The following is a 24,787-nucleotide window of genomic DNA, read 5'->3' as shown; positions in this document are numbered from 1 at the left end:
CTCGACGGTGTGTTCGCGCTTGTCTATGGCCCGCCGTCGGCACCCGGGGCGTCGAACGACACCGTTCTGGTCTGGACGGTCTGGCCCGGTACGAAGCCGGAACGTCCGGCAACGATGACCTTCTCGTTTTCCGTCAGCCCCGAGATCACTTCGTAGCGGTCCGGGGATCTGATGCCGAGCTTCAGCTTACGCTCTGCCACCTTGCCATCCGGACCGACCACCAGTACCGTCGGTTCTTTTCCGTCTTCATCCACGGCTTCGACCGGTATCGCCAAAACCCGGTCGCGTCGCGCCAGCACGAACTCGACGGAGGCCAGCATACCCGGTTTCAGCTCGAAGCTTGGATTGGGGACCAGGAGCTGAGTTTCCATGGTGCGCGTGATGTCGGTGGTTTTCCCCGTGAAGCGCCAGATTTTCCCGTCGAAAGTGCGGTTCAAGGAAGGTACCTGAACGGTGACCAGCGCGTCTGTATGAACCATGGGAACCAACGATTCAGGAACAGGGAAGGAAAGGCGCAGCGGATCGACCTGCGTGATCCGGACCACCGGCATGGCCTGCTGGCTGGACTGGATGCCTTGAGGCACCATGGCACCGGTGTCGGCGTAACGCTTGGTGACGATGCCCCTGAATGGCGCCCGGATTGTCGCATAGTCGGCCAGTGCCTGGGCCTTGCGCTCCTCCGCCTGGGCTTCCTCGACTTCCTGTTCGGCTACCAGGGCGGCGGCTTTGCGGGACGAAAGTTCCGCCGCGGTGGCATCCGCTTGGGACTGGGCAATGTCGATCTCTTGCTGTGCCACCAGATTGGGCGTGATCTGGTTGACCGAATACATGCGCTCGTACGTCAGCGCCGCCTGATGGGCGATCGCCTCGGCGCGGCGGATGTTGCTGCGCACCAGCCGGAGGCGCTCACGGGCCCGTAAAACGGCGGCATGCGCACGCGCCAGATCCTCTTCGAGCTCCGGAACCTCGAGGATGGCGAGAACCTGGCCTTCCTCGACCGCATCGCCGATGTCCACATCGATTCTTTTCACGTAGCCGGCCACCTTGGCGTGTACATCGACCTGCTGATACGGTTCGAATTCCGAGGCGATACTGAGCGTGCTCACCAGGTTCGCCCGCACCACCGGCGCGACGGCCGCCACCCTGGGCCTGTTTGTGGCGTTGTGGCGGGAATCGCCCTGATCCGTGCAGCCGGCCGCGGGAAGGAGGAGGAAGAGAACGATCCAGCGGAAGGAAAGTTGAAGGTGTCCGGACCCAGGGGAAGCGCCGGTTACTCTCGATACCGATGCCTTGCTGTACTGTGAAGGGTCTGGGCCTGAGCGCAGCCTGTCGAGCCGTGGTAGCGTCCGGGTTCCCGTTTCCCTTGGGGACCAAGCTGCCGGAAGCCGGTTTGTATCGACCCGAAGGGTGCCGGGCCGGATAACCCGGCATGAAAGGGGCGGAGGGGAATAATCCTGGCGATCAGCCGCGCTCATGTGAGTTGTCCCCATACGCACCCTTCGGGCGCAATGCGTGCATAACTGCAGCGGGCAAATCGAACATGTGGAGCATGGCCCGGAAGGCGGGTCCCACGGATGGGACCCGTCAATCGGTCTTCCCGGCGATTTGTCACTACCCCGGGCGGCGGGCCGCTCTGTTCGTCAGATCCAGTTGTCGTCGCCGCTTCCGGTGCCGTCATCCGAAAAGTCGTAGCCGGTGTCGAGGAAGGAGTCGTCCACATCGGACCAGCTGTCCTGATCGGCTCCGGAGGGCGCCGGATCTGATCCGTAGTAGTTGTTGATGGTTGTATTTTCCGTAACGTGCCCGCCGGGCGAAGCTCCCCAGGGATCGTGCTGGCCTCCATGGATGAGGCTCTCGATGCCCTGGAACAGGAACGATCCTGCCACCACGCCGGCGGCGGTCGAAGCCATATTGCTCAGGAAGCCCGGGGTACCGGATGGCGGCGGCGGGGCGGGCTGGCGGTAGCCCGCCGGCGTGGCATCCCAGGCGCGGCCGGCCGGTGCCGAGGGCTGGATCCAGGGATCACCGCCTAGGAAGCTGCCACCGCTGCGATTGACTGGCGCGGGCTGGCGCTGGAGTTCTTCGATACGGGCCTTGGCATTTTCCAGGGCTTTTTCCAGCAGCAGGTTGCGCTGGATCAGCAGATAGGCGGCATCGGGCTGGCGTGCCACGGCGTCCTGGATCAGCCGGTCCGCTTCCGGGTTCTTCTCGATCCCCTTGATCGCGGTCAGCTGTGAGAGAAAGCGTTCGAGTGCCTGGCGTTCTTCAGTGTTCATGGGTGGATGTTCAATGGCGGGCGCGCGTCCCAACGCGGTACATTGTCGGGACGGACCACGAGGATTTCAACGGGGCGGCGGCGCCGGTTCGGCCTTTTGTCGTCATAACAGAGGGCAGATGGCCGGATGAGCCTCGGTGAGACGGCTGCGGATATTTTCCACCCAGGCGCCATCATGGGCGGCACGGGATGCGGTCGCTCCTGCCAGACCGTCAAGCAGTTCACGGATACGCCGGCCGGTTCCCCATCGAGCGACATGAACGGCTGTCCATCAGCAGGGCCGACCAGACAGACGAATTCGCCGGGCTCCGAGGTTCAGCGCCCGATTCTATCTCCACCGGGGCTCCCAGCGCGGCGGGCACGGCGCACAGTTTGCGCTCGATCCGCAGGCGTATCATCGCCGCTACCGGTATGCTCGTGCTGCCAGCGGCTTGAACACCCCCCATTCGATGCGTTGGACCATGCCGATGGAGGCAATCGTGTAGGCCGGGGTTCACCTCTAGGTCAAACAGGTGGGAAAAGTGGTGCAACGGAGGGCCCATGCCGTCGCTGCGGTCCAGGACTTCGACCACCAGGATGATGGTCCGGATCAGGGCCACGCCGTTGTGGGCAGCGGCCACGAAGAACCGGAAGAGTTGCGGCGCAATAGCCTTCCGAGGGGCCGGGCGGGGTGGCCGATGCCGTCGCATTCGCCGCAAGCTGCCAGATCCCCACCAGCGCCAGGAGAGCGAGGGCGGGATAGAGCCGGTAACGGCGGGAGGGCGGAGAGGGCACCCCGGCGAAAAGGACCGTGGGGCTTCGAAGGCATGCTATTGTACAGGGTGAAAAAGGGCTCGGTTCCAGCGGGCACCTGGGATTTTCGATGTGAGGAGGGATTGCCAACCGATGGCCGACGAAGAGTCAATCAAAACCCGGCTGAAGCTCCGGCCGGTGGCGATCGATACTTACCGGGAAAATGTGGCCTATCTGCACCGTGAATGTTCGGTGTACCGGGCGGAGGGCTTTCAGGCGCTCGCCAAGATCCGGGTCGGCTGCAACGGCAAGCAGATCGAGGCGGTGCTGAACGTGGTGGACGATACCTGTATCGTATCCCCGGACGAACTGGGCCTGTCGGAGCAGGCGTTCCAGCGTTTCGGCGAACCGGCGGGGCAACTCGTGAATGTAGCGCAGGCCGAGCCTCCGCTGTCCATGGACGGCGTTCGGCGCAAGATCGGCGGCGAGCGGCTGGATTACAGCGACTATCAGGCCATTGCCAGCGACATCGCCAAAGGGCGTTATTCCAAGATGGAAATGGCCGCATTCCTGGTGGCGACCGGGCAGAACGGGCTGGACCGTGACGAAGTGCTGTCGCTGACACGGGCGATGCTGGAAACCGGGGTGCGACTGAGCTGGAATGAACCGCTGGTGGCCGACAAACACTGCATCGGCGGTATTCCGGGCAACCGGACCTCCTTGTTGATCGTGCCCATCGTCGCGGCGCACGGCATGCTGATCCCCAAAACCTCCAGTCGCGCGATCACCTCGCCCGCGGGGACGGCGGACACGATGGAAGTGCTCGCGCGCACCGACCTGGCGCCGGAAGCGCTCGACCGGCTGGTGCGGATGGAACGGGGATGCCTGGCGTGGGGAGGCACCACCCGCTTAGCCCCGGTCGACGATATGCTCATCTCGGTCGAGCGCCCGCTCGGCATCGACTCTCAAGGCCAAATGGTCGCTTCGATCCTGTCGAAGAAGTTGGCGGCCGGTGCCACCCATCTGCTGTTGGACATCCCAGTCGGTCCCACCGCGAAGGTACGGCAGATGCGCGATGCCATGAGTCTGAGGAAACTGTTCGAATACGTCGGCGATCGCCTCGGCCTCCATTTGGAGGCCGTGATCACCGATGGTGCGCAGCCGATCGGGCGGGGCATCGGGCCGGTGCTCGAAGTCCGAGACGTCATGCAGGTGCTGGAAAACGATCCGGAAGCGCCGGTCGATCTGCGCGAAAAATCCCTGCGCCTGGCCGGTCGTATCATCGAGTTCGATCCCGATGTGCGGGGCGGTTTCGGCTATTCGATAGCCCGAGACATCCTGGAATCGGGTCGGGCGCTCGCCAAGATGCACCGGATCATTGATGCCCAGGGCCGGCAGGAACGGCGGTTCGAGCCCGGACGGCTGGTCTTCGAAGTGCTGGCCGAGCGGGCCGGCGTGGTGGTCCGAATCGACAATTTGTTCCTGGCGCAGACCGCCCGCCTCGCCGGCGCGCCCATGAGCCGAGGGGCGGGCGTGGATCTGTTGAACAAGCTGGGGGATGAGGTGGAGGAGGGGCAGCCGCTCTACCGGGTCTACGCGGAATTCCCCGCCAATTTCGAATTCGCCCGGGAGTTCACACGCGGAAGAAGCGGGTATCGCATCGGAGATGCGGCCTCCTTGAGCAAGACGCACATGGAATTTTGACCGTGGTCGTCTTGGGCTTCGATGAGACCCGGGCCCAGTCCCGGCAGCTTGCCGGGGCGCTGGGCTGTCCCTGGCGCGCGATCGAGGTCCATCGGTTCCCGGATGGCGAAAGCCGGGTGACCGTTCCACCCGACGTGCAGGGGACCGCGGTCGTGCATCGCAGCCTCGACCGTCCCAATGACAAACTGGTGGAACTGGTACTGGCCGCTGAAACCTTGCGCGGGCAAGGCTGCGACCGGCTGGTGCTGGTGGCGCCCTATCTCTGCTATATGCGCCAGGACATCGCGTTTCATCCCGGTGAAGCGGTGGCCCAGAAGATCATCGGGAATCTGTTGGCACGTTATTTCGATGCGCTCATCACGGTCGATCCCCATTTGCACCGGATCGATCGTCTGGATCAGGTGGTGCCGCTGAAACAGGTTCTGAGCCTGTCCTCGGCGACACTCGTCAGTCGCTATTTGGCGACAGATCGGAAGGGGTGGCTCTTGTTGGGCCCGGATCGGGAATCCAGGCAATGGGTGGAGGCGATTGCCGCGCAGGCGGATCTCCCATGCGCCGTCGCCTCGAAGCGACGCATGGGGGATAGAGAGGTCGGCATCACGCTCCCGCGGGAGGTGGAAGCATTCAAGGCCGTGGTGCTGGTGGACGATGTCGCGAGCACCGGAACCACCTTGGCGGAGACGGCGCGGCGCCTCGCCGGGGCCGGTATCGCTCGAATCGATGTGGTCGTGACGCATGCGCTGTTCGCCGGCGATGCCTGGAACCGGCTCAAACAGGCGGGCATCGGGGAGATCGCCTCGACCGATAGCATCAGCCATCCCACCAATCGGATGTGTCTCGCACCTGTGCTGGCCGATGCGGTGCGAAAATGTGCGTTTTGAGCGGGCCCTAACCTGCAGGAATCTTTCGTTGTACAAAATCCGTTTCCCTTCGCTGTCGGTGAGCAAACTGGTGCTCGGCGGCTTCGTCCTGGCGGCTTTGCCGCTGCTGATCGCCATCGGTTCGACCGTCGGCGCCGTGGATGATCTGGCCGCGCAGTCACGAAAAACCGTCTATTCCGTCGCTCAGCTCAGCCAGAAGAGCTTCATGCTCATGGAGAGGCTGAGTGACCTGGAGCGAAAAGGGAAGCAGCTACTGGTGTTCGACGATGCGGATATGCGCAGCGCCTTCACGGCCATGCACGAACAGGTGCAGGACATCGTGCTGGATCTGCGGCTGCGGACCGAAGACGAGTCGCTGACCGCCCAGCTCGATCAGTTCGGTTCGGACGAGGCGGCCACGTACCAAAGTGTGATAGAGGCTCATGAAAGCCGCAAGGCGAAAATTCACGGGGCGGTGCAGCGGCATGGGCCTCACGGTCCTTCGGCAACGCTGGAGCAGTTCGACGGCCTGTTCCAGACGCTGGGAATGAAGGCCAGGGCTTTGTCACAGGCTTATACGGTGCTGATCGACGAGGAGGTCGCGCGGCTCGACGGGCATTCCAAAACGGTTCAGGACCGCATCCTGGCGAGGTCGGCGGTGCTGGTTCCCGGTGCGGCCTGCCTCGTCGCTCTGTTCACCGTACTCATCACCCGACCGATTCGTCAACTGGAATCTGCGATCCGTCAGTTAGGAAGCGGCGATTACCGCCAGCCGGTCAGCGTCACCGGGCCGTCCGACCTGATCTTCCTGGGCGAACGCCTGGAATGGCTCAGGGGCCGGCTGAACGCGTTGGAAGAGGCCAAGCAGCAGTTCATGCGCCACGTCTCGCACGAGGTCAAGACGCCGCTCGCGACCATTCACGAAGGCACAGGGCTGCTGGCAGACGAAGTGGTGGGCGAGCTGAATCCTGAGCAAAAGGAAATCACCCAGATACTGGTCAGCAATACCCAACGGCTCGAGCGCCTGATCACGGCGTTGATCAATTTCAGCCAAGCCAATGCCGATCCCGGGGCGCTCCGGCGCGAACCGGTAGACATGCACGCACTGGTGGGCGAGGTGCTGGACGAGTACCAACTGCGTCTGCGGGCGAAAGAACTCCGCCTCGATGCACATCTGGCGAAGATTGAAATCGAAGGCAACCGCGAACAGCTCCGTACCGTGATCGACAATCTCCTGTCCAACGCCGTCAAGTATTCTCCGGCCGGCGGCTTGATTTCACTGCGGCTCGGTGCCCTGGATCACTACATGGAGCTTGAAGTGGGCGACGAGGGACCGGGGATAACGGAGGAAGAGCGGCAGCAAGTGTTCGAGCCTTTCTTCCAGGGCAGCAAGGGGCGCGAACTGGGCATTCCGGGCACGGGGCTTGGTTTGGCCATCGTCCGCGAGTGCGTCATGAGCCACCATGGGAGCGTCGAACTGCTGGATCCGCCGACCGGTAAGGGAACCCTGGTCCGGGTCAGGATCCCTTGGTGTGAAGAATCGGCGCCGCGGTTGCGCGTGCGAATTTCGCTTCCTCGACAAGGAGAACCAGCCAATGTCTAAGGTACATATATTGCTTGTATTGCTTGGTGGGCTGGTCGCGGGATGCCAGTTATGGCAGCCCGGCAAGCCTTTGGAACAGCCGGTCGCGACTCCCGCCCGCGATTATGCGGCGACGGATCTGGACGCGCTGGTCCGCTACAGCGAAGACCTTGCCGGGATGGTCCCAGCCGAGCGCCTGCCGGAATGCCAGCAGGTCGATCGTATGCTGGCAACCAATCCCCGGATGGGATACCGGCTTCATCTGCTGCTGGCGCAGATGGTGACGCCGGGGTGCGGCGACGCTTCGGTGACGCTCGGAAACATCAAGGTAGTGATCAACGAAATCGCGGATGTGCGGGTGCGCGGCTGGCTGGCCTACCTGGGTGAGCTGGTGGCCCGGTCGCAAAAGGAAGCAGCCGAAAAGGCCGAGCTGGAGCGGCAGCTCAAGGAGGCGCAGAGCGGAAAGCACAAGGTGCGCAAGGATATACGGGCCAAGGACAGCAAGATCCAAAGCCTGGAAAACGAAGTTGAAGAATTGCGCAGTAAATTGAATACGCTCAAATCGATTGAGCAGAAATTATAAGTGACCGGGTTTGTCAAACGATGACTGAAACGCGCAAGCGAGTGTTACTGGTGGACGACGATCCTGATCTGCTGCGTCTAATCGGGTTGCGCCTGACGGCGGCTGGGTTCGACGTGGCCAAGGCGGCGAACGGCCAGTCGGCGCTGTCGCAGGCGGTGGTATTCCGGCCCCATGTCGTCGTCACCGACCTGAGGATGAACGGTATGGACGGGATGGCATTGTTCGATGCCTTGCACGAACGCCATCCCACCTTGCCGGTGATCATCATGACGGCACACGGCACCATCAACGACGCCGTTGCGGCGACCCGGCGGGGGGTATTCGGATTCGTCACCAAGCCGGTGGACAAGAACGAGCTGATCGAGCACATTTCCGAGGCGATCCGCATCAACCGAAATACTGCCGTCGTTCCCGACAAGGAGGAGTGGCGAGCGCGGATCATAACTCAGAGCCCCTTGATGGAAGAAGTCCTGGGGCAGGCCCAGCGGGTGGCGCAGAACCGCGCCAGCGTGTTCATCGGCGGCGAAAGCGGCACCGGCAAGGAACTGTTGGCTCGGGCCATTCACGACCTCAGTCCTCGCGCCAAGGGGCCGTTCGTGGCGGTCAATTGCAGCGCCATCCCGGAAAATCTGCTCGAGTCCGAGCTGTTCGGTTACCGCAAAGGAGCGTTCACCGGTGCGACGCGGGACCACCAGGGCCTGTTCAAAGCTGCCGACGGTGGCACGCTATTCCTGGATGAGGTCGGTGATATGCCGCGGTCGTTCCAGGTGAAGCTGCTGCGCGCCCTTCAGGAGATGAAGGTACGCCCGGTCGGGGCGACCCTGGATGAGCCGGTCGATGTCCGCGTGATCTCCGCTACTCATGTCGACCTTGAGCAGGCTATGGCGGAAGGGAACTTCCGCGAGGATCTGTACTACCGCCTCAACGTGGTGACCCTGCTGTTGCCGCCGCTGGTCAAGCGTCCTGAGGACATTCCCTTGCTGGCGATGCATTTCCTGCGGGATCTGGTGAGCTCATACGGCGATCAGGTCAAAGGATTCTCTCCGGAAGCAATGGAGGCGCTCGTGAACTTCCAGTGGCCCGGCAACGTCCGGCAACTACGCAACGTGGTGGAGCAGTGTGTGGCGCTGTCGACCACGCCGCTGATTCCCGTGACGCTGGTGCAGCGCGCCTTGCGGGAAGCTCCATCAGCTTTCCCTTCGCTGCAGGAAGCCCGGGACCAGTTTGAGCTCAACTACCTCATCCGCCTGTTGCAGATGACCCGGGGCAACGTGACCCAGGCTGCCCGCCTGGCCAAGCGCAACCGTACCGAGTTTTACCGCCTCCTGAGCCGCCACGGCATGAATCCGGCGATGTTCAAAGGAGGGGGAGATGTCGCCGGCGATGGGTAGCCGCCTTCGTGATATGCTCAGCGTCCGGTTTTCTTCCCCGATGTCCCCATGAGCGATCCCATTTCACAGGTCGCAACAGCCGACCTCCGCCGTCTGAATTCACCGGCCACGGCATTCCGCTGCCTGGTTACCGGCTTGACTTGGCTGGCCAAGCCCGGCATCCGACGCTATGTCTGGATTCCTCTGCTGGTCAACCTGATCCTCTACAGTGTCGGGCTGTGGCTGGGGATCCGCTATTTTTCCGCTTTCCTGAACTGGATGTTGCCGGGTTGGCTGGATTTCCTGCGCTGGCTGCTGTGGCCCGTGTTCGCCGTCGGTTTCTTCACGGTGATGTATTTCACCTTCTCGGTGCTGGCCAACGTCATCGGCTCGCCCTTCTATGGCGCCCTGGCCGAGCGCACGGCGGAACTGGCGACGGGGCGCCGGATCCGGCCAGCAGGTGCGCCGGGCGAGGCTGGCATGTGGTCGGCCCTGAGGAGCGAGTTCCGGCGCCTGGCCTATTTGGGGCTGCGCACCGTGCCTCTGGCCATCCTCTTCCTGATTCCGGTCGTCAACCTCGCTGCCCCGGTGTTATGGATGGTCTTCAATGCCTGGTTCATGGCGCTGGAATACACGGCTTATCCGCTGGAAGCGCGCGGCTGCAACTTCGACCGCCAGCGGGAACTGCTGGGCCGGTTCCGGCTCGGTGCCGCGACGTTCGGCGGGACGGTCCTGCTGGCGCAGACGATCCCTCTCCTGAACGTTTTCGTTGCACCGGCGGCGGTCATCGGCGCTACCTTATATCTGCTGGAGCTGCCGGTGGAAGAGTAGCCGGCTCGCACCAGAGGAATTCGCCGGAAGCATCCACCTTCACGAGGCGGACGGGCGTGATGCGGTTGGTTAGCTCGGTTGCCGGTGTCTGTATGGCGACGCGGAGATAATTCGGCGTGTAGCCGCGATCGGCGCCGTCCCGCCGGTTTTCCCATAGCACCGGCAATTCCCTGCCGACGAACCGGCACAACAGCGCCCGCTTTTGCGCCAGGGCCAGTTCGTGCAGGACCCGGCTGCGTTCCTTCTTGACCTCGGCCGGGATTTGTCCGCTCATTGCCGCGGCTTTCGTGCCGTCGCGGACCGAATAGGTGAAGACGTGGATGTCGCCGAAGCCCAAGGTTTCGACGAACCGAAGGCTTTCCTCCCATTCCTGCTCGGTTTCTCCTGGAAAACCGACGATGATATCGGTGGTGATGTTGATGTCCGGTACCTGCTGCCGGGCATGAGCCACCAATCGGGCGAATTCATCCGACTTGCAGCGCCGCGCCATGCGCCTGAGCACGGCGTCGCTGCCGCTCTGCAGCGGCAAGTGTAGATGCGGCATGAAACGCGGGTTCTCGAACAGCTCGAAAAAGCCTGGAGGAAGGTCCCAAGGTTCCAGCGAACCCAGTCGCAGGCGCGGAATCTCCGTCTCCTGCAGGATCAAGCGGATCAATGCATCCAGCGGCAGCCCAAGGTCGCTGCCGTAGCCGCCGAGATGCACCCCCGTCAGCACCACCTCCTGCACGCCTTCTGCCTGCAACTGCCGGATTTCCCGGACGACTTCCGCGGGCGGGCGGCTGCGCTCTTCACCCCGCGCCACGGTGACGATGCAGAACGTGCAGCGGTAACGGCAGCCATCCTGCACCTTGACGAACGCGCGCTGTCGGCCCAGCGCGAACAGCGCTGCCTCGCCGGGCTCCGTGGAAAATTCCGGCATGGCTTCCAGTGCGAGTTCCCGCGCCGCGAGTTCAACCAGGCGCGACTTGTCAGCGTTACCGACCACGAGATCGACGCCGAGCGCCGCCGCTTCGTCACGATGCAGCGTGGCGTAGCAGCCGCTGAGCACAAGGCGTGCGCGGGGACTTAGCCGCTGGGTGCGCCGTATCGTCTGCCTGGACTTGCGTACCGCTTCTGCGGTCACGGCACAGGAATTGAGGACGATGAGGTCGGCATCGCTTGCTTCCCCGACGAGGCGGTGGCCGGCGGCTTGGAATTCCCGGGCCCAGCTTTCCAGTTCCGCCTCGTTCAGGCGGCAGCCCAGACTCTGAAGATTGATTCGCATAGTGAAAAGGATGTTGCAGAATCGCCGCTTACTCGTCGTCGTCGGCGGCGTCGGCGCGGGTGGCGTGTTTGGCAGGCAAAAAATTGCGGTAATCGATGGACAGCTTGAGGCCGATGAATTTTCCGGCAAATTTCCGCAAGGTCTGGGTGGCCGGATCGAACCAGAGTCTGGCCAGCGCAATGCGCCGGTTTCCTTCGTCATCTTCGATATGAGGGGTATTGACCCGGTAGCGGTACACCCAAAGCCGACCGTCTTCATGGTCCAGTTCCAGCGCCGGCTGTCCCAGTCCTTCTTTTACACGAGCCTGGTTGGGAAGTTCCGCGCCGATTTGCGGCAGGTCTTTCGGATCGACCTTGAGCTGGCGCTGATCCTGGAAGATTTCGCCTTTGCCCAGCGACCGTAACGAAGCTTCAAGAAACTGTGGAGGCGCGGCGGCCAGGAAGGGGGGTGGAAAGTCCCAGACCTCCAACCGAGACTTCGAATTGAAGCTGAGCACGAACTCCAGATCCCGGTGGTCCGGATCACGTTTGCCGTTCATGTCGATCTTCTCGAACAGCACATGCCAGCGGCTGCCTTTAGGCAGGGCTTCGATACGGGTCGGCTCCATCCGTGTCAGCTCGCGAAAATCGTCGGCGTAGAGGACCGGGTGCAGAAATTCGAGCAGAAAATGATCGGTCGAGACCACCTTGAAATGATCGTCGAAATCCTCGAGCTGATTCTTGACTTCTAGCAGCCGTAGCCAGACGCATCCGAACAGCGTGAGCATCGTGGCCAGCAGGAAATAACGCAGGGGGAGTCGCATGATGCGGAAAACGAAGTCGAGTGAAACCATTGTCCGTCGCTAAGCGCGGTGGGTCAATGTGAAGGCGGGGGCGCCGCCCGACTGCATAAGATCAGAAACCTTTGGCACCCCTTTGGAGAAGGATGGGTGTCATGCAAGTGCAGCACATTGGGCGCGGCGTCCGGGGGGTTACCGGGTAGCCGCTTTGGGGCATCTTTGGGGAATGATCCCCATAGATGTCCAACGAAGACTTGAAATCCTGCGCTTTTAGGACAAACACGGCCTGGCGGCGACGGTCGATGCCTTCGGCGTGTCGCGCCACACGCTCCGCTGCTGGAAGGCGGCCCTGAAGGCCGCCGGCGGCAACCCCGCCGCTTTGGCGGCCCAGTCCAGTGCGCCTCAGCGCCGTCGCGCCGCCCCCAGACCGATCCAGGCTCGTGGCTGAAATCCGTTCCTTACACACGCTTTATCTCACCCTGGGCAAGGACAAGCGGCATGTGCTGCTCAAGCCCTGGTGTGAGACGCACAGTATGCCGCTGCCTTCGGTTTCCACCATCGGTCGCATCATCTCACGCCCCCCCACAAGATGCGCCACGCCCCGCAGTGCATCGACGCCCAAGGCCGCAGCAAGCCTCTGCGCCGTCACACCAAGCCGCGAAAGTCCAAAGGAGCGATGACCGCGCCCCTGCAATACCTGGCGGTGGACACCGTCGAGCGCGATGGCCCGCGCCGCCATACCCTTACCTGAATCGACCCAGCTAGCGCCTGGGCCTTCGCCGTGGCCCTGCCCGGCAATGCCAGCCGCCACAGCAGCGCCGCACTCAACGCCACCCTCAGCCCTGCTGCCCATCCAGCCCCAAATGCTGCTCTCCGACAACGGCTCGGCGTTCCAGGCCGACTTCGCCCAGACCCTTGAAGCCTACGGCATCGAGCGTTGGTACACCTACCCCAAGATCCCTAATAAAATGAACGCCCACGCCGGACGCTTCAACCGCACCCTGCAAGAATCCTTCGTCGATGACCACGAAGACCTGCTCTTTACCGACCTGGCCCTCTTCAACCAAAAACTCGCCGCTTGGCTCGTCTTCTACAACACCCAGCGCCCCCGCCATCGCTTGGGCCAGCAATCCACCCTACAATTCCTCCTCCAACATCTTCCCGAGTGCCAAAGGTGGTGGACGCATACATCGACTTGCTTCATTCATACGCCCTATTTATAATAGCAATCCTCTCAGGGCCGTTAGCTCAGTCGGTAGAGCATTGCACTTTTAATGCAGTGGTCATTGGTTCGAATCCAATACGGCCCACTGATTTTTCAATTACCTACCCCGGTTTAAGCGGCCTTTCTTCCGGCTCTGTCGGCAAATTAGCACAGATTTTTTGCTTCATGTCGATGCGATCAGCTGAAGCCTTTGCCTTTTAGCTGCTACAACAGCGGACAGTTTTATTTGCTCTTACACTATCCAACAAGAGCATTTACAAGATTTGGATTTGAAGATAGGATATTTTGGACATAGAAGATGTGTCCAGGTTATATTGGGTTTGGCACATCTCATAGCGTCTTTTTCGGTATCCGCACGGCGCCGCCCCGTGTGATTCGCCGGACAAGGGCGGTTAGCTCAGCGGGAGAGCACTTCCTTCACACGGAAGGGGTCGCAGGTTCAATCCCTGCACCGCCCACCATTTACATCAAGCGGTTACGTCGCTTTGCTGTCGCGCCGATAATCTGACTGTGACGCAATCCATCCCGGGCTATCGGCTGAAGGGACGGTTGCCCTTTGACCGCATGCTCCTTGTCGTCCAAGGGGATATCCCGGCGTGTGCAGAACCGTTACGATTAACCCTCATCGGCGAATCGTTCGATCGCTGCCGTCCGACGAGTTGCGAATGCCATCCGATAAACCGCTCCTTCCTAACGCCGGCACAACTTCACCGCTGCCGCAAGCCGGCACCGGTCGAGTGGGTGAGAAGACACAGGAACCGCGCAAGCGGCGCACGAAGAAAACAGTGCATCCGCCGCGCTGTTTCGTAGAGCCGAAGTTCAAACTGACCCTGCGTCTGCTCTATGGCACTGAAATAGCCTTCGGTCCCGGCAAGGCGGAGTTGCTGGAGGCGATCGAACGGACTGGGTCGATATCGGCTGCGGGCCGCAGCATGGATATGAGCTACCGGCGCGCCTGGTTGCTGGTCGACACCATGAACCGTTCCTTCCGTGAGCCGCTGGTGGATGCCACCCGTGGTGGACGACACGGCGGAGGCGCCCACCTGACACCCTTCGGCAAAGAGGTGTTGGAGCGCTACCGCGAGGTTCAGGGTGCGCTCCAGCAGGTCGCGGATACTTACCTGCGGCTGTTTCGTCCTTGCATGGCCAAGACACCGCCGGTCGGGGAGTCTGCCGAAGTTCTCCCTCCGGATTCCTGACGGCGGTGGGAGTACTGCTTCAGGGTTCCACTGCCACCGATACGGCATCGCATACCAGAGGCGACTGTCCGGTCGGTCTGACGCAGATCCGGAGCACGCCGTGGTCGCTAATCTGCTTCCGGCCCGGTTTCCAGTTGAAGCTCCGTTTCTTGGCTTTAGCGGTTCCAATCGTCTTGAAATTCGCCCCGTCTTTGGCGAACTGGATCTTCACCTGACGGTTGCCTTTGATGGTGCCGGGGTCCCAGCCAATCTGTTGTTTGACCTTGACCTTCCACCGGGTGGGTGCGGTCAACGTAATGGGCTTCGTCGCGCTGACTTCCACCTGCGTCGCTGCCGTCGAGAAGGCGGCGCCATCGCTCACGGTGAGCTGGAACCCATAGCTGCCTTCCTGCGTCGGAGTGAAGCTGGCCCTTGCCATCGTAGCTCCGCCTAGGGTGACCGTGACCGGGCCGGACACCTGGGTCCATTGGTAAGCCAGGGGCGAGGGACCTTGATCCGGGTCGCTGCTGGCACTGCCGTCGAGCGTCACGAGGCTGCCTACAATCGCCGTCTGGGAGGGCCCTGCATTGGCGACCGGCGGTTGATTGACTGCGCCTACGGCAATGGTGACGGCAGCAGTGGCTGAGGCTTCACCGTCACCGACGGTGAGCCGGAAGCCATAGGTGCCGGCTTTGGCAGCGGTGAAACTCGGCTTGGCCGTGTTGTCTCCGGTCAATGCAGCGAACGGCCCGGAGGTCTGGCTCCAGGCGTAGGATAGCGGATCGGGGCCGTTGTCAGGGTCATGGCTAGCGCTGCCGTCCAGTGTTACCACCGTTCCCTGGTCGACGCTACGGGCGCTTCCGGCATCGGCGACAGGCGGCAGGTTGGGGCTGGTCTGGGCGGAAAAGCTCAGCTTCCCGTCGCCGTTCAAGGTCCAGGAGCCGAGTGCGCGGACGATGCCGCCGGCCGCGTCCCCCGTCGAGTTGCTGACGAAATAGAACGGCAAGGCTTGGCCGATCTGGCCGACGCTGCTTCCGCCCAATTCCCCGTTGAGACTTGGCCCCCAGTGGTCGCCGTCGAAATAGCCGGCGTCCCCCGCACTGAATACGCCGCTGGAGCCGCTGAGGTAGCTGGCGTATACCAGCATGCGCTGTCTCACCGCATCCACTGCGACGAAGCTGCGGCCGAAGATCCCCCGTCCCTCGGCGGAGGTCAGGAGGTAGCCCCATTGGGCCATGTTGCTCTGATCGGCCTTCAGCGCGGTGAATGCCGCAACATTGTATTCGAGGTTAGGTTTGCCGAGAAATGCGGCAAAGCTCCCATCTGCTGCCAGATCGGCGCTGACAGAAGGATTTTCTACGAATCGGTCCATCGTGATGCCAAGGTCCAGGTAATAGGACTTGCGACTGTCCGGATCGAACACGGCGATGAACAGAGAGGAGGGCGCGCCATTGCCGCCATTGCTGGTGAGCGCAAAGGTATGTCCGGCCCACAAGGCTAGCAGCCAGAGGCTTAGGGTGAAGAGTCTGGTCATGATGGATATCCCACGTGAGTTGCCCACTGGCCGTTCAGAGGTTTGGCGTTTGCCCTTCGGCGACCTGGGGATAAATACAATTGTCCAGGCTCCCTGCGGGGGCATGAGTGTAAGCGGTCACTGGACTGTTTGGATCGAAGGGATGCGTCACCGGATAGCCTTGCGCTGACACGGCGATGAACGAGCCTTTACCCCAGGGCTGGGTGATGGCGGTGTTCAGCTGACCGAACATGCTCGGTGTCGTGGCGTCGGTGGCGAGCTTCTGGATCAACGTCAGCGTGTCTCCGGTCGGAGCAGGAGCGTTCCGCCGCCAGACATAGGCCGCTTCCGAGAAATACTGGTAGTGGCCCGCGGCGACTTCCTCCACCGTCGGCGCCGCACCGTCGATCTTGATGTAGCGGTAGCCGAGGGCGAGATCGCCGTTGCGTTCGGTAGTCAGCATGCCGACAGCCCAGGCCTTGACGGAATTGGGATTGTAGGTTCCATTGTTGGTCCCGTCGTTGAAATCCGCCAGGCAATATTCCTCCATGGTGACTTGGGTGGGGGCAATCACCACGGGACCAGACACCGGATTGCTGACTTCCACCGGAACGGAACCGGTAGCGGCGCAGGGGTTGTTGAGGAAATAGGCGTTGATGGCCGCCTGGGTGCTGGCGCCTTTGTTACGGCGGCAGATGTGGACCAGCGGGGTACTGAAGGACCCGCTGTTGAAATCCGTCAGGGGTCTGGAGGTCGGCCCGGAAGAACCGGAGGCGGTGAATTCCACCTTCACGTCGCTCCATTTCCCGATATGGCCTGCAAACAGACTGGTCAGGAAACCTTTGCTCAGCGAAGGCATGCAGCTTTCCGTCTCCCTCAAAGTGGCGTCGGTCAGGCACTGCGCATCGAGCTTGCCTTGTGCTACCTGGGCCTCCTGCAGAGCATCACGGAGATTTTTGCTGACAGGGGTATTCTGCAGCACCGCCCCGGCGTTCTTGACCGTCAGTGTCGCGGCGACCGCTGCCGGCGTAGGGGGATTGAACGAAGTGTCGTCGATTTTCGCGTTGAAGTTGATGTCGCGGAAAATCTGGGGGTCGATATCGGAGACGCCCATGTCGGGCAGGGCCTTGAACACATCACCCGGACGGTCGGTGCGGCAGGTCCAGCTCTGCGAGCCGGACGGGGTGCACTGTGCTTCGCCGCGCGGCGAGTTATTGATGCCCATGAAATTGATGGTCTTTTCGGGCTCCAGCAACGGATAGATACCGGTGATCGCGCCGCTACGGTTGCGTTTGAGCAGCAGCACTTTGGGATCTTTGAAATTGAGGCCGGGTACTTGGCTGGAGTCGATCTGGCAGAAGAATGCCTTCCAATAGGTGCCCTTGCCGGTGGCGTCTGCGTCCTTGTAGACGTCCAGGGTTGCTGGTTTACACAGCTTATCCAACACCTTCTTGAAGTTGTTGTCCTGAATGGTGGAGCCCGCGATGCGGATGGTGATGTCAGGGCTTTCGGCAGGCTGCAGGGCCGGTACCGGGCCGCTGAATATACAGAGACTGCCGGATAGCAGGGCGGCATCGATAACGCGAAGCTTCATCTCTCGTCTCCAGTGGAGTTGTTTAAGGTAATGAATGGGGCGGCCAAGCCGAGACTCCTCCCGCTTCGCACGTTCGCGACAGCGCAACGGATGGGAGTCATGGGCAGTGGCGTGATTTCGTTATAGCGAAATATACATAACGATGTCAAACGTCTGGAAGGCGTTTAGAGACGATGGAATGCCTCACTCTCGGCAAGTCGGAGAATTCATGCCTGCGTTCCTTGGTGCTGGATAGTAGGCGGAATGCCGCGAGTCCGCCGGCCATGACTGGGCTCAGAAGCTGACGGCCGCCCCCAGTGATCGGTCGGCATCGCCCGGGTGGGCGGAGAGTGTTAACGTTCTTGAAATATAATGATCCTGTCAAAACTCTCTCCGCCCGCCAACCGGCGGCGGGTTGGCGCGCTACTGAATGTAGCGGATTCGCAATTCCTAAGGAGTCCTTCAATAGGCGATCTGAAAGCGGGTGAACCAGGCTTGTTCCTGCCGGCGGTTCTCGCCAAGGGTTCCGCCGCCGCCCCTGAACCATGTGTTGCTGTAGTCGGTCTGCACCTTCATGAACGGGTTGAGATACCAGTTGAGGGCCGCGGTGAAAGTATTGGCAGCGGAGACCGAGGTGAGCGGGTTGGACAGCGTGGCGTTCTTCCCGTCCGCGCCTTTGAAGGGTTGGAACGCATGCGCGTCGATATCCAGCCCGGTCCAGCGGCCGGCGAGCACGAAGGCACCCCAGTTGCCGGCCAGCGGATCGAAGTTGTTCTGGGGCTTGATCCCGAAGAAGCCGTTGCGTTCGCCGGTGAGGACATAGCTGGCTTCAAGGTTCCAGGCCCGGTTGTTCATACTGGTCTCGTAATTCGAGGATGTACCCGCGGCGGTAGTGATGGCCAGCACTTGGTGGCTGGTCCACAAGTATTCGCCCAGCAGGCCGAACGGACCGTAGTACCAGTAAGCCTGCGGGTAATAGCGGTAGGCGTTGCCGTTGGCAACGACCGAGGACGTGTTGGTGCCACTGCCGCCATAGTTGAAGATAGTCTGCTGACCGATACTGATCAGCTTGTTGAGCTTCTGGTTGGTCGGGTTGCCCCAGGTGCCGGCGACGCCGATCCCCAGTCCCTCCAGCGGTTCGATGCCGCTCTTGATAAAGGGATGGGAGAAGATGCGGCCGGCGATGTCTTTTTCCTGGTCGACTTCGACGTCGCTTTGGCTGACCGGCGTACTATCGGCGGTGCCGTTGAACCAGCCGAACTCGTAGGAAATCCAGTCCCGGAACACCGGCTGGATCGAATATTGCGGCTTGTAGCCTGGATAGCCTATTTGGCCGTGCAGCATGGCGCCGACGTCGCGGTTGGGCGCGATCTGGGCGGGATAGCCGCGTTCCACGAAATCCAGGTTGGTTGCGGTCTTGTAACGCTCCAGGCTCATGGGGACCCGCATCTTGCCCACCTGCAGGGCGGCTTCCGGGATGTAATGGGCGTCGATGAAGGCGTCGAACAATTGCAACTGGCTGTTGGCGAAATCGGGTGATACCCGCCAGTCGACCCATTTGAACAACTGACCTTCCAGCGTAAGGCGGGCGCGCCGGATCAGTGCCGAGTCGGTGAGGTTCGAGCCTGGATTCTTGGTTTTGTTGGAGCCGTCGAAGAAGGCCCGGAAATCGGTCTGCAAGTAGCCGCGCAGGGCGAGTTTGTAGTTGCCGTCGGCGGAAGACCAAGCGATGCCTCGATCACCGATCTCCATGAGCGTGCTTTTCTTGGCTTTCTCCTCCGCAGCGGCCTTCTGGGCTTCAGTGACTTTTTCCAGGGTCATGACCCGCTCGTGCAGTTCAGTGAGCTTGTTGGGGTCGAAGCCTTCGGTCGGCCATTGCTGGAAGCTGCTGACCCAGCTTTCCAGTTCCTTCTCGGCCTTGGCCTGCGCCGATTTTTTGATCTGGCCGGTTGCCGGTTTGGCGGGTTTGGGTCCAGCAGTGGTGGTCGCGGCGACAACCCGTTGCGTTGCCGCAAGTTTTTGTCTCAGGTCGGCGTTTTCCTGCTCGGATTTTTCCAGTTTCTTTTCGAGCTGCAGCAAACGCTGTTCCATGGCCTGCATGCGTTCTTCCATGGTCATCGCGGCAAGCGCCGGCGCTTGGAGGATGGCGGAGCCGGCGGCCATCAGCAAGGGGGGCATTCGTCTGACTCTCATGTGATGGATTCCTTACGAGGTGGAGATGTTGTCGATTAGTTATATTTATATAAATATAAAGAAAGCGCATGCTATTATGTGGGCGACGGAATCCGCCATCCATTGGTAAGCCTATTGTGCAAGATCGAAAATGAGCGATATGGCGGTTCATCAACGAGTCGTTTCCAAACTGTAACATGATGGAGTACCAAAGTGTCGTGTAAGATAACCGCATTCCTCAGTGACGGGCGCTTATCGATATATCATCAAAAAGATATCGATGTGAAATCGTCACCCTGCATCCGCTCAGCCATCATCGCCCGGTGAACGACTCCGCACGAGGGAGCGCCTGCGCGTATTTCGGAGAAGTGCCATGAAACCTTTGAGAATCCTGCTGTTACATTGGTGCATCCTGATCACTCCGGCGACCTGGAGTTCCGAGGTGAACGTGGCCGTCGCTGCTAATTTCACTGGCCCGATGGAAAAGATTGCCGCCGCATTTCAGAGGGAAAGTGGTCATAAGCCGGTGATCGCGTACGGCACGGTCGGAAAGTTCTACGCACAGATCAAGAACGACGCGCCTTTCGAGGTGCTGATCTCCTCCGATACCGAAACCCCGGTCCGCTTGGAGCAGGAGGGCCTGGCGATCCCTGCAAGCCGTTTCACCTACGCGGTCGGCAAGCTGGTGCTGTGGAGCGCTAAACCCGGTGTCGTCGACGACAAAGGAGAAGTCCTCAAACGGGGTAAGTTCCAACATTTAGCGCTGGCGAACCCAAAGATGGCCGTCTACGGTGCGGCGGCTCTGGAGGTCATGAACAGACTGGGCGTGGTTGCGGCGCTCGAACCGAAGTTCGTGCTGGGAGAGAGCATCACTCAAGCCTACCAGTTCACCGCCAGCGGCAACGCGGACCTTGGCTTCGTGGCCTTATCGCAGATCTATCAGGATGGACGGTTCGCGCCGGGTTCGCATTGGGTAGTGCCGACGGAGTTGTATCCACCCCTCAGGCAGGATGCCGTGCTGCTCGTCAAAGGCAGGAACAATCCGGCGGCGCTAGCGTTGCTCAGCTATCTTAAGAGCGAAGCGGCCCAAGAGATCATTCGCGCCTATGGTTATGAACTTTGATGCCGAATTCAAACAAGGAGTTAAAGTACAATGAATTTGATCAAATCGCTGCTGCTTGCATGCTTCCTGCTTTCGACCGGCGCAGCCCATGCCGGGAAGATCACCGTGGCGGCCGCGGCCGATCTCAAATTTGCGATGGATGAGATCGTCGCGACGTTCAAGAAAGCCAATGCTGGCGAGGACGTAGAGGTGATCTACGGCTCGTCCGGCAAATTCCACACCCAGATCCAGGAAGGGGCGCCTTACGATCTTTTTTTTTCCGCCGATATCGGTTTTCCCCGCGAACTGGCGAAGAAAGGCCTGGCCGCCTCGGGAGTCAAACCTTACGCTTTCGGCCGCATCGTGCTGTGGAGTGCGACGCTCGATGCGACCAGGATGAATCTGAACGATCTTGCCGATCCCAAGATCGCCCGAATCGCCATCGCCAACCCCAAGCATGCGCCCTACGGCAAGCGGGCCGAAGAGGCGTTGCGCGCCGCGGGGATGTGGGACAAGGTGGAACCGAAGTTGGTGTACGGCGAGAATATCGCGGCCACGGCGCAATATGTACAGACGGGCAACGCCCAGGTCGGTCTTATCGCTTTGTCTTTGGCCTTGAATCCGGAGCTCGTGAGCAAGGGAGGCTACTGGCTGATTCCGGATTCCCTGCATGAGCCTCTCGAACAGGGCTTCATCATCACCAAGCGGGCGGAGAACAATTCTTTGGCCAAGCGTTTCGCCGACTATATTAGCAGCAAGCCGGCCCGCGCCGTCATGACGCGGTATGGTTTCGTGCTGCCGGGCGAGAGCGTAAAAAAATAGCAGGATCTGCAGGATGTTCTTGTCTGACAGCGATCTGCAGGCGATCTGGCTCACCGTCAGGCTCGCCAGCACCGTCACCGGGATCCTGCTCTTCATCGGGACGCCCATCGGCTGGTGGCTGGCGCGCACCCGATCGAAATGGAAAGGTCCGATCGGTGCCGTGGTGGCTCTCCCCTTAGTGCTGCCACCGTCAGTGCTGGGATTCTACCTCCTGCTGGCGATGGGGCCTCACGGACCGGTCGGTTATCTGACAAGCGAGCTGGGCATCGGCCCGCTGCCGTTTACGTTCTGGGGACTGGTACTGGCCTCGGTGTTCTATTCACTGCCGTTCATGGTGCAACCGGTGCAGAACGCTTTCGAGGCCATCGGCGACCGGCCGCTGGAAGTGGCCGCGACGCTGCGCGCCACGCCTCTGGATGCGTTCTTCAGTGTCGCTCTGCCGCTGGCACTGCCGGGTTTTCTCACTGCCGGTATCCTGACGTTCGCGCATACCGTGGGCGAGTTCGGTGTCGTGTTGATGATAGGCGGCAACATTCCGGGTGTGACAAGGGTGGCTTCGGTCCAGATTTACGACCATGTCGAGGCGCTGGAGTATGCCCAGGCTCACCGGCTGGCCGCGGTGATGCTGGTGTTTTCGTTTCTGGTGCTGCTGGGGCTCTACGCTTGGCGTCCCAATCCGAAGAATGGGTGACCATGGGGGAGATTCGCGCCCGTTTCCGGCTCGATTGGCCGGGTTTTCGGCTCGACGTCGACCTCGCCTTGCCCGGAGGGGGAGTGACCGCCTTGTTCGGCCATTCCGGCTCTGGAAAGACGACGCTCCTGCGCTGCATCGCGGGGCTCGAACGTGCCTCCCCCGGACACCTGAGGTTCAATGGCGAAGTCTGGCAGGATGAAAAAATCTGGGTTCCTACCCACAAGCGGCCGTTGGGCTATGTTTTTCAGGAGGCCAGCCTGTTTCCCCACCTCACGGTGCTCGGCAATCTGCGCTTCGGGATGAAACGGACGTCGGCGCTGCAACGGGTGAGCCTGGATCAGGCCGTGGAGCTCCTGGGAATCGGCCATCTCCTCGACCGTAAACCGGACCGGTTGTCCGGCGGCGAGCGCCAGCGTGTCGCCATTGCCAGGGCGCTGGCCGTAGGCCCGCGCATTCTGCTCATGGACGAGCCGCTCGCCGCGCTCGATCTCAAGCGCAAGCAGGAAATCCTGCCTTACCTGGAGCGCCTGCATGACGAGCTCGACATTCCGGTCATCTACGTGAGTCATTCTCCCAATGAGGTGGCCCGACTGGCGGATCACCTCGTTGCGATGGATGAGGGGCGGGTGGTTGCCGCCGGTCCTCTGAAAGAAACCCTCGCTCGGCTCGATCTGCCCATCCGACTCGGCGAAGATGCCGGGGCCGTGCTGGATGCCGTGGTGGGAGAGAGAGATGAGTCCTGGCATCTGGCGCGGGTCGATTTTCCAGGCGGCAGTTTATGGACCAGGGACCGTGGGATTCCGGTGGGGAGCAAGATCAGGGTGCGTGTGCTGGCCCGCGATGTCAGCCTGGCCCGGCAACGGCAGGAGGAAACCAGCGTGCTCAATCTGTTGCAGGGGCGGGTGGATGCCATCGAGGACGAGGACCATCCGGCCTTGGCGCTGGTGCGGGTTCGGGTGGGAGATTCGGTTTTGCTTGCCCGCCTGACAAAGCGTTCCGTCGCGATGCTCGGCATTGTCCGAGGCCAGGAGGTTTGGGTCCAGGTGAAGTCCGTCGCTTTGATGGAGTAAGCCAGGGCGGTAGAGGCAATGCCCATTCGACAGACTGCGATATCATCCATGTCCGCTGTGACGGAGGGTTACCGCCACTTCCGGCAATTACATTTTTCTGGCGGTTAACGAAGCAAAGGAGTCAAGTCATGAAAACGAGTGCACGTAATCAGTATTTCGGCAAGATCACAGCCGTCAACGTCGGCGCGGTCAATGCCGAAGTGGCCGTGGGGGTCAAAGGAGGACAGAGCATCGTGGCGGCGATCACCAAGGAGTCGGTGGAGCAGCTCGGGGTCAAAGTGGGCGGCGACGCCGTGGCGCTGGTCAAGGCGCCCCAGGTCATCGTCGTCACGGACAACGCCGGGTATCGTCTGTCCGCCCGCAACCAGTTGAGCGGCACGGTGAGCCGTATCCACAAGGGCGCGGTCAATTCGGACGTCATCATCGACCTGGGTGGCGGCGAGACCGTGGCCGCGACGATCACTAACGACAGCCTCGAATCGCTGGGGTTGGCGGAAGGGCAGACCGCCACGGCGGTGTTCAAGGCCGGATCGGTCATTCTCGGCGTGGCCGGCTAAGTGCCATCGGCCGCTCCGGCCGCAGACCTGAGCCGGAGCGGACTCCCCAATCCCAATGTAACCTGGGCTCAAGCACAAAGCCCAGGCGCATCAGCACATGCTTGCCAAAACCTGGGAACTCCTTTCGCCATTCGCCGTGTTCGGGAGCGGCGCCGCAATCGGTATTCTGGGAGGGCTGATCGGCCTCGGCGGAGCCGAGTTCCGGCTCCCTTTGCTGATCGGCCTGTTCGGTTTCGGTGCGCTGGAGGCGGTCATTCTGAATAAGGCGATGAGCCTCATCGTGGTGGCCGCCGCCTTGCCATTCCGCGCCGGCGCCGTTCCCTTTTCCAGCGTACTGTCGCATGGGGACGTAGTCCTCACGCTGCTGTCCGGAAGTCTCGCCGGGGCCTGGTTCGGAGCGGATTGGGCGACTCGGCTCCAGTCGCGGATTCTCTACCGGGTAATAGCAGTACTGCTGGTGGGAATCGCCGCAGCCTTGCTTTGGGGGCATGATATGGAATCCGGATCGTCCGCCCGGCTGGGGGGCATGGCTCTGGCCCTGGCCGGCGCGCTGGCCGGTTTCGGCATCGGCATGGTCGCTGCGGTTCTAGGCGTTGCGGGAGGCGAACTGCTCATACCCACCCTCGTGCTGCTGTTCGGATTGGATCTCAAACTGGCCGGGAGTCTGTCCCTCGCCGTGAGCCTGCCCACCATGGCGACGAGCTTCACCCGTTACAGCCGCCACCGGAGTTTCGCGGTGATCGGCGCGCAACGCCGCTTCATCGCCCTCATGGCCCTGGGATCGCTTGCCGGGGCTTGGCTGGGCGGCTTGCTGCTCGGCGTGGTGCCTACGGCCTGGCTGCTGCCGGTGTTGGCGGCGATTCTGGTGCTGTCGGCCGTCAAGGTGTGGCGCCACGGCTGAC

Annotated in this window: 22 protein-coding genes and 2 tRNA genes; 17 read left to right on the top strand and 7 right to left on the bottom strand. The window is 61.5% G+C overall.

Annotation, left to right across the window (positions count from 1 at the left end; translation table 11 throughout):
- Positions 1 to 23: 23 nt before the first annotated feature.
- Together N4J17_RS14565 and N4J17_RS14560 are read right to left on the bottom strand one after the other, a co-directional pair.
- Positions 24 to 1,142 carry an efflux RND transporter periplasmic adaptor subunit gene (locus tag N4J17_RS14565; protein ID WP_277458299.1) on the bottom strand — a complete coding sequence of 373 codons (1,119 nt, stop codon included), beginning with the start codon at positions 1,140 to 1,142 and terminating at the stop codon, positions 24 to 26.
- A 498-nt stretch (positions 1,143 to 1,640) separates the two neighbouring features.
- Positions 1,641 to 2,276 carry a DUF2076 domain-containing protein gene (locus N4J17_RS14560; RefSeq protein ID WP_198322630.1) on the bottom strand — a complete coding sequence of 212 codons (636 nt, stop codon included), beginning with the start codon at positions 2,274 to 2,276 and terminating at the stop codon, positions 1,641 to 1,643.
- 884 nt (positions 2,277 to 3,160) lie between these two features.
- Here N4J17_RS14560 and N4J17_RS14555 point away from each other — a divergent pair.
- From N4J17_RS14555 to cysZ, 6 genes are read left to right on the top strand one after another with little or no spacing between them, the layout of a single operon-like run.
- The gene (locus tag N4J17_RS14555) at positions 3,161 to 4,711 is read left to right on the top strand and encodes a thymidine phosphorylase family protein (RefSeq protein ID WP_198322631.1); all 1,551 of its coding nucleotides are present in this window, start codon (positions 3,161 to 3,163) and stop codon (positions 4,709 to 4,711) included.
- 2 nt (positions 4,712 to 4,713) lie between these two features.
- Entirely contained in the window at positions 4,714 to 5,592 is an 879-nt protein-coding gene (locus N4J17_RS14550; RefSeq protein ID WP_277458300.1) for a ribose-phosphate pyrophosphokinase, read from the top strand.
- Positions 5,593 to 5,620: 28 nt separating this feature from the next.
- Positions 5,621 to 7,174 carry a sensor histidine kinase gene (locus tag N4J17_RS14545; protein WP_198322632.1) on the top strand — a complete coding sequence of 518 codons (1,554 nt, stop codon included), beginning with the start codon at positions 5,621 to 5,623 and terminating at the stop codon, positions 7,172 to 7,174.
- A complete protein-coding gene (locus N4J17_RS14540) occupies positions 7,104 to 7,736 on the top strand; it encodes a surface-like protein (RefSeq protein ID WP_277458301.1) in 633 nt (210 codons plus the stop codon). Before N4J17_RS14545 ends, N4J17_RS14540 begins: the two co-directional genes overlap by 71 nt.
- A gap of 20 nt (positions 7,737 to 7,756) precedes the next feature.
- Positions 7,757 to 9,127 (top strand): sigma 54-interacting transcriptional regulator, encoded by a 1,371-nt coding sequence (locus N4J17_RS14535; RefSeq protein ID WP_198322633.1) that lies wholly within the window; start codon positions 7,757 to 7,759, stop codon positions 9,125 to 9,127.
- A gap of 48 nt (positions 9,128 to 9,175) precedes the next feature.
- Positions 9,176 to 9,937: a sulfate transporter CysZ gene (cysZ, locus tag N4J17_RS14530; protein ID WP_198322634.1), complete on the top strand. Its 762-nt coding sequence runs from the start codon at positions 9,176 to 9,178 to the stop codon at positions 9,935 to 9,937.
- Here cysZ and mtaB read toward each other — a convergent pair.
- Both mtaB and N4J17_RS14520 read right to left on the bottom strand, forming a co-directional pair.
- Entirely contained in the window at positions 9,900 to 11,201 is a 1,302-nt protein-coding gene (gene mtaB / locus N4J17_RS14525) for a tRNA (N(6)-L-threonylcarbamoyladenosine(37)-C(2))-methylthiotransferase MtaB (RefSeq protein ID WP_198322635.1), read from the bottom strand. The genes cysZ and mtaB overlap by 38 nt on opposite strands.
- 28 nt (positions 11,202 to 11,229) lie before the next feature.
- Complete coding sequence (locus N4J17_RS14520; protein WP_232470396.1) at positions 11,230 to 12,003, bottom strand: hypothetical protein; 774 nt, start codon at positions 12,001 to 12,003, stop codon at positions 11,230 to 11,232.
- 565 nt (positions 12,004 to 12,568) lie between these two features.
- Here N4J17_RS14520 and N4J17_RS14515 point away from each other — a divergent pair.
- The 5 genes from N4J17_RS14515 (at position 12,569) to N4J17_RS14495 (ending at position 14,403) form a co-directional block, all read left to right on the top strand.
- Positions 12,569 to 12,730: a hypothetical protein gene (locus tag N4J17_RS14515; RefSeq protein ID WP_198322637.1), complete on the top strand. Its 162-nt coding sequence runs from the start codon at positions 12,569 to 12,571 to the stop codon at positions 12,728 to 12,730.
- Positions 12,731 to 12,842: 112 nt separating this feature from the next.
- Positions 12,843 to 13,202 carry an integrase core domain-containing protein gene (locus N4J17_RS14510; RefSeq protein WP_198322638.1) on the top strand — a complete coding sequence of 120 codons (360 nt, stop codon included), beginning with the start codon at positions 12,843 to 12,845 and terminating at the stop codon, positions 13,200 to 13,202.
- A gap of 14 nt (positions 13,203 to 13,216) precedes the next feature.
- Positions 13,217 to 13,289 (top strand) — tRNA-Lys (locus N4J17_RS14505).
- Positions 13,290 to 13,590: 301 nt separating this feature from the next.
- Positions 13,591 to 13,665, top strand: a tRNA-Val gene (locus N4J17_RS14500).
- Positions 13,666 to 13,869: 204 nt separating this feature from the next.
- The gene (locus tag N4J17_RS14495) at positions 13,870 to 14,403 is read left to right on the top strand and encodes a winged helix-turn-helix domain-containing protein (protein ID WP_232470397.1); all 534 of its coding nucleotides are present in this window, start codon (positions 13,870 to 13,872) and stop codon (positions 14,401 to 14,403) included.
- A 19-nt stretch (positions 14,404 to 14,422) separates the two neighbouring features.
- Here N4J17_RS14495 and N4J17_RS14490 read toward each other — a convergent pair whose 3' ends face one another.
- The 3 genes from N4J17_RS14490 to N4J17_RS14480 form a co-directional block, all read right to left on the bottom strand.
- Positions 14,423 to 15,916 carry a PKD domain-containing protein gene (locus N4J17_RS14490; protein WP_198322639.1) on the bottom strand — a complete coding sequence of 498 codons (1,494 nt, stop codon included), beginning with the start codon at positions 15,914 to 15,916 and terminating at the stop codon, positions 14,423 to 14,425.
- A gap of 34 nt (positions 15,917 to 15,950) precedes the next feature.
- On the bottom strand, positions 15,951 to 17,489 hold the full coding sequence (locus N4J17_RS14485) for a hypothetical protein (RefSeq protein WP_198322640.1): 1,539 nt from the start codon (positions 17,487 to 17,489) through the stop codon (positions 15,951 to 15,953).
- Positions 17,490 to 17,930: 441 nt separating this feature from the next.
- A complete protein-coding gene (locus N4J17_RS14480; protein ID WP_232470398.1) occupies positions 17,931 to 19,661 on the bottom strand; it encodes a porin in 1,731 nt (576 codons plus the stop codon).
- A 352-nt stretch (positions 19,662 to 20,013) separates the two neighbouring features.
- On the opposite strand from N4J17_RS14480, the gene modA (N4J17_RS14475) reads away from it, so the two are divergent.
- The 6 genes from modA (N4J17_RS14475) (at position 20,014) to N4J17_RS14450 (ending at position 24,786) form a co-directional block, all read left to right on the top strand.
- Positions 20,014 to 20,763, top strand: coding sequence for a molybdate ABC transporter substrate-binding protein (gene modA / locus N4J17_RS14475; RefSeq protein ID WP_198322641.1), 750 nt, complete (start codon positions 20,014 to 20,016; stop codon positions 20,761 to 20,763).
- A 30-nt stretch (positions 20,764 to 20,793) separates the two neighbouring features.
- A complete protein-coding gene (gene modA, locus N4J17_RS14470) occupies positions 20,794 to 21,564 on the top strand; it encodes a molybdate ABC transporter substrate-binding protein (RefSeq protein ID WP_198322642.1) in 771 nt (256 codons plus the stop codon).
- 13 nt (positions 21,565 to 21,577) lie between these two features.
- On the top strand, positions 21,578 to 22,255 hold the full coding sequence (modB, locus tag N4J17_RS14465) for a molybdate ABC transporter permease subunit (RefSeq protein WP_198322643.1): 678 nt from the start codon (positions 21,578 to 21,580) through the stop codon (positions 22,253 to 22,255).
- A gap of 2 nt (positions 22,256 to 22,257) precedes the next feature.
- The gene (gene modC, locus N4J17_RS14460; protein WP_198322673.1) at positions 22,258 to 23,328 is read left to right on the top strand and encodes a molybdenum ABC transporter ATP-binding protein; all 1,071 of its coding nucleotides are present in this window, start codon (positions 22,258 to 22,260) and stop codon (positions 23,326 to 23,328) included.
- 128 nt (positions 23,329 to 23,456) lie between these two features.
- Positions 23,457 to 23,885: a TOBE domain-containing protein gene (locus N4J17_RS14455; protein WP_198322644.1), complete on the top strand. Its 429-nt coding sequence runs from the start codon at positions 23,457 to 23,459 to the stop codon at positions 23,883 to 23,885.
- A 97-nt stretch (positions 23,886 to 23,982) separates the two neighbouring features.
- Positions 23,983 to 24,786 (top strand): sulfite exporter TauE/SafE family protein, encoded by an 804-nt coding sequence (locus tag N4J17_RS14450; RefSeq protein ID WP_198322645.1) that lies wholly within the window; start codon positions 23,983 to 23,985, stop codon positions 24,784 to 24,786.
- Position 24,787 lies beyond the last annotated feature (1 nt).

Origin of the sequence: Methylococcus capsulatus (assembly GCF_036864975.1) — a bacterium.
Lineage (GTDB): Bacteria > Pseudomonadota > Gammaproteobacteria > Methylococcales > Methylococcaceae > Methylococcus.
This window is presented reverse-complemented; position numbering and strand designations above follow the sequence as displayed.